This is a genomic window from Alteribacillus sp. HJP-4, assembly GCF_042139015.1.
Lineage (GTDB): Bacteria > Bacillota > Bacilli > Bacillales > Marinococcaceae > JBHIKY01.
Genome location: NZ_JBHIKY010000048.1, coordinates 1 through 4,253 on the forward strand (window position 1 = coordinate 1; position 4,253 = coordinate 4,253).

Annotated in this window: 5 protein-coding genes; 2 read left to right on the forward strand and 3 right to left on the reverse strand. The window is 42.3% G+C overall.

The features are described from left to right. Positions 1 to 333: 333 nt before the first annotated feature. The gene (locus ACE4RR_RS21270) at positions 334 to 1,323 is read right to left on the reverse strand and encodes a zinc-binding dehydrogenase (protein WP_375537441.1); all 990 of its coding nucleotides are present in this window, start codon (positions 1,321 to 1,323) and stop codon (positions 334 to 336) included. Positions 1,324 to 1,882: 559 nt separating this feature from the next. Between ACE4RR_RS21270 and ACE4RR_RS21275 the strand changes: the two genes are divergently transcribed. Continuing rightward, complete coding sequence (locus ACE4RR_RS21275) at positions 1,883 to 2,650, forward strand: SDR family NAD(P)-dependent oxidoreductase (RefSeq protein WP_375537442.1); 768 nt, start codon at positions 1,883 to 1,885, stop codon at positions 2,648 to 2,650. Between the two features lie 86 nt (positions 2,651 to 2,736). On the opposite strand, the gene ACE4RR_RS21280 is transcribed toward ACE4RR_RS21275, so the two are convergent. Continuing rightward, positions 2,737 to 3,006, reverse strand: coding sequence for a hypothetical protein (locus ACE4RR_RS21280; RefSeq protein ID WP_375537443.1), 270 nt, complete (start codon positions 3,004 to 3,006; stop codon positions 2,737 to 2,739). Positions 3,007 to 3,195: 189 nt separating this feature from the next. Between ACE4RR_RS21280 and ACE4RR_RS21285 the strand changes: the two genes are divergently transcribed. Further along, entirely contained in the window at positions 3,196 to 4,104 is a 909-nt protein-coding gene (locus ACE4RR_RS21285; protein ID WP_375537444.1) for a hypothetical protein, read from the forward strand. 52 nt (positions 4,105 to 4,156) lie between these two features. Here ACE4RR_RS21285 and ACE4RR_RS21290 read toward each other — a convergent pair. Next, the coding region (locus tag ACE4RR_RS21290) for an IS3 family transposase (RefSeq protein WP_375536912.1) at positions 4,157 to 4,253 on the reverse strand (97 nt) is incomplete at its 5' end.

Genomic DNA, 4,253 nt, shown 5'->3' on the forward strand with positions numbered 1-4,253 from the left:
GGGAAGTTTGATTATTTAACACCAGAAAATCACCTCTTTTTTGTTTGATATTTATATTATATCTCACACATGAAAAAGACTAGAAAACAATTTTGTTTTCTAGCCAAAAATCGTATTTTATCGGGTAATTTTTCAGCAGCCTCGAAGAGCAGCGGCTTAAGATCCGCCGGGCGTGGGTTTCGCCCGGTTAACTGAAGCGCTGCCCACGGAAAGCGAAGGACTTGTCCACTGCTTTTTTTACCATGCAAATTAGGGGCGAGTATCATTTATGATACAGCCCTAATAATTTTGGAAGGACATCAACGGATTATACCCTTTTGATACAGCTCCATCTTAAATTACAAATCCGATTTTCCCAAATTGGTCTGCCCTTTCAAGTCTCTGGAACCCTTCTTTAAAATTTTCCAGGGCAAACATTTTATCTATCACCGGTTTTACATTATGCTTCTCCATAAACTGAAGCATATCCTTGTATTCCTCCGCGCTTCCCATCGTGGATCCGAGCATATTATACTGCCCGTAGAAAAACTTACGAAGATCCATTTGAATCACGTCTCCGGCAGAAGCGCCAAATGTCACCAATGTTCCGCCTTTACGCAGTTGATCAAACGATTGATTGAAAGTAGCTGCACCGATTGATTCAATAACGAGGTCCATTTTTTCCCCGCTCAAAGCCTTCTTCCAGTCTACACTGCTGTCAATGGCAGCATCAGCCCCAAGCTCTAATGCCCGTTTTTGTTTTTCCTCTGAGCGGGATGTGACATACACTTCAGCTCCGGCTGCTTTTGCAAATTGAAGAAGAAAGGTAGCGACACCACTGCCTATTCCGGGAATAAGTACCTTATCTCCCGGCTGAACGTTTCCTCTTGTGAAAAGCGCTCGGTAGGCAGTTAATGCCGATAAGGATAGAACTCCTGCTTCTTCCCATGACAAATGGGCAGGCTTTGGATTCACATTCTCTTCCGGAAGAATGATGGACTCTGAAAATGTTCCATCGGAAGGAAAACCAAGAATGCTGAATCCCTCTGGCGGAGCAGCGCTGTTTTTCCTCCAGCCCATGCCTGGATTAATGATAATCTCTTCTCCGGCAGCGTGATTTTCCACTCCTTCTCCAAGCGAGTCAATAACACCTGCGCCGTCTGAGCCAAGAATAAAAGGAGGATCGACCGGATCATGCCTGTCCAGCACGAACAGATCGCGGTGGTTTAATCCTGCGGCTTTTATTTGAATTCTTACTTCACCAGGTCCCGGGTCGGACTCGGTGGTTTCCCGGTACACAAGCCCGGCTATACCTTTTTGTTTCTCGTGAATTAATGCCTTCACTAGGGTCCCTCCTCTAAAATAACGCTGATGTCATTTTATCATAATCAGAAAAAAGGAATTGGAGCAGATCACATGGAAGTGTAATAAAGGTGACAGGGAGGTGAGTGGTTCGGCACTGTGGTAGTTTGAGTGTTTTAAATTCTGCGGCGGAAATTAATTATCAGCTACATAAAGTGAATCAATTTCATAAGTGCTTTTCTGAATATTTAATACGAATGTGCGATTGTAGCGTAAGTAGTCGACTCCAGGCCGATTAAAATTAATGCTCTACAAGTATAGAAAAAGAGTGTGATCAGAGCGGAGCAAGCGAGTTTGCCCAGGGAGGACCACACTCTTAATACAACCTCACTTAAAAATAAACAGCCTTTCTTTCCACATCCTCACATATTCACTAGTCTCATCCCGGTGGCAGCTTGCTGCCTAGGGGGGCTGAAACCAAGCCCGGAAAGAGTTCGTCTGAAGCGAATCGAATGAAATATAGAAAATATATGTTAATATTCGTATTTTTTGTTGCGATATTGACTTATGAAATTCATTCAATGTAAATGGAGGAATTATAATGGAAATTAATTTAACCGGAAAGACAGCATTCGTAACAGGAGCAGGCGGAGGCATCGGTAAAGAAATTGCGGTCGGCCTGGCGCGATCAGGAGCAGATGTAATCGTACATTATGGCAGAAATAAGGCAGGGGCAGAAGCTGTAATGAAACAGATCCTTGAGCTTGGTAGAAAGAGTATGCTCGTTCAGGGAGATGTCCGCAATAAAGAAGAGGTAGCACAATTTTTCTCTGAAATTAAAAATCATTTCGGTGATTCACTTGATATCGTAATTAACAATGCCGGCCATCTCGTGGAACGGTGTTCGATCGAAGAGATGAGTGAAGAGCTGTGGCACCACGTGATTGATGTCAATCTAACAAGTGCCTTTTACGTATCGCAGGGAGCAATTCCTTTTCTAAAAAACAATGGCAGCGGAAAAATCATTAACATGACGTCTCTTGCTGCCCACAATGGTGGAGGACCTGGTGCGGTCGCCTACGCGGCATCCAAGGGTGGATTGATGACGTTTACGAAAGGTCTTGCAAAAGAGCTTGCTGACAGTCATATTACCGTAAATAACGTCTCCCCTGGACTCATTGGCGAGACTGCTTTTCATGATACTTTCACTCCGGATGAGGCCAGAAAAGCAGCCGTCAGCAACACTCCGATTAAACGGGAAGGGACTCCGGCAGATGTTCTAGGGGCAGTCTATTATTTCGTTTCCCAACTAGGAGATTACGTGACTGGAGAGACCATTGAAGTAAATGGCGGTGTGCTGATGAGATAAGAAATGGCAAAAGGCTGTCCTGTAAGTCAGCAGAAATGGGCTTTTATGGACAGCCACTTTTTTCTTTTTTCATATAATATCCCCTGTCATTGGGCCAGTACTTCCTTCTTTAAATCCTCCCGGAAAATCTGGTAGCGGATGTGTGATTTTCCGTTCAGCCAGCCTTTCTTATAGCCCAGCTCAAAAGCAGCATCAGCTTTCATGCCCTCAACTTCCTGGACGGCATCAACTACCTCATCGAGTAAAGTAACATCAATATTGTGCTCTGTGAGCTTTTCAGCTAATCTATGAAATGAACGGGCAAATGCTTCTCTGTTTTCCACGAATAGAATGTGCTGTGAGATTGGATAGCTCATTTATCTATTCTCCTTTCTTCTTTGTGTGTATTATCATTATTAGCGGTAATAGATTCATATATACACAGTCATTAAAATTTAAATATTTGAAGTATGATTGTAATTATGCTACATAAAAAATTAATGTTATGATAAAAGGCGACAGAAAAATTTGTCCAAACTTATAGAATACAAACAGGGGTATAATTAATGAGAAAAAAAATTTATTTGCATCTCGGCTATCACAAAACGGCAACAACCTTTCTTCAGCAGAGCATCTATCCTAAATTAAAAAATGTCAACTTTGTCCGCTACGGATTAATTAAGCGTGACTATCGCCGCATCCGCCTGAATACGCTGACAGATATGGATATCGAAAATATACGTAATTTCTTAATCAGTTTTAATAACGGGCAGCCGATGCTATTTTCATATGAAGGTCTCTCTGGAAGTCCCTTCTCCCCGAAGCCTGCGAAAACACAGCTGGAGATATTAACGGACCTGCGCCGGATTTTCCCAAAAGAAAACTACGATGTGCATGTCATTATTGGACTAAGAGAACAGGTGGAGCTGTTCACCTCCTTATATGTGCAGCATTTGCACCAGGGCGGCATTCTTGATGGAAAAGGGTTCATCAAGTATTGCGAGCACAATGGCTCCATTCATAATTTTCATTTTAATAACTACCTGAAGAATATAGAAGAATTGTTTGGAGAAGACCGTCTGTTCTTAATGGTTTACGAATATTTCCGGGAAAATAGAGACCAGGAAATGCTGCGCCTCCTCAATTATATGGGGGAACCGGAAATACCGAAATACAAAAATCAAGAGTGGAATAAGAGCTATGGAACGATGCAGGTCGCTGTGGCCCGGAAGCTCAACCGGTATTTTAAGACTCCAATTCATCCAAAGGGAAAGCTTCCAATTATAGAGATACCAAAAGTTGGGAACTTATCCCCGCGCAACCTCCTCCAAAATAAGCTCAGCTTCAAGCTTCATTATAAGCGCTATGAATTTCCGGATTCGCTTCAGAATGAATTAAAGGAGAGATATTCGGGCGGGAATAAGATCGTGGACGAAAAATATAAATTAAACCTCCCACAGAAATATTTTTATTGAGAATGAGTAAAAGTCCTTCATCGGTAGTGAACCCCAAAAGTTAGAGTTTTTATTATGCAGCTGATTGGCTGGTTTGAGTTCGGTATTGTACCGGACTCAAACCGGCCAGTTTTTCTTTTATTCTTTCGTGATTATAGTAATCCATGTAC